The following is a 542-nucleotide window of genomic DNA, read 5'->3' as shown; positions in this document are numbered from 1 at the left end:
ATAGCTAGCACGTCATGGTGGCTTTTGACTCACTGTGTTCTTTTTTTTCAAGCAGAAGACGGCATACGAGTTCTGCGCATGTCTCGTGGGCTCGGAGATTTGTATAAGAGGCAGGCGGAGGGGGGTGCGCGTCTTCGCCTTCGGGGCCTCGGTGTCGTCGTCGGGCGCGGCGGCGGTTTCGCTGGTGGGAGGAGGCGGGTCCGAGGGCGCGGCGTCGCCGGAAGGCGGGGTGTCTGTAGGGGGCTCGGCCTGGGCCACCGCGGTGGAGGGTTCCGGCGCGGCGGGTTCGGCGGGCTTCCGGGCCTCGGGTTCGGCGGGAGGTGGCGGTGGAGAAGTTGTGGAGGAGTTCGCGTCGGGCTTCGGCGAGCGAACGGAGCTCCACAGCGAGGCCACGCGGCCCCCGTCGAGTCCCAGGGCGACGGTGATGCAGAGGCCCGCGACGCCGAGGAGCACGACGCCGGCCGCGATGAGTCCGCCCATGCGGCGGCGGGGCGCGGGGGCTTCCGCGAGGAAGTCGTGGGGTTCGGTGGGGCGGACGGAGG

General features: G+C 70.3%; 1 pseudogene. It reads right to left on the bottom strand.

What is annotated here, in order from left to right:
* Positions 1–12: 12 nt before the first annotated feature.
* Positions 13–542: pseudogene (locus D7W79_RS44190) on the bottom strand (hypothetical protein); the annotation flags it as partial.

The sequence above is a fragment of the Corallococcus exercitus genome (assembly GCF_003611585.1).
Taxonomy (GTDB): Bacteria; Myxococcota; Myxococcia; order Myxococcales; family Myxococcaceae; genus Corallococcus; species Corallococcus exercitus.
The sequence above is the reverse complement of the archived record's forward strand: the minus strand, read 5'-3'. Positions and strand labels throughout refer to the sequence as shown.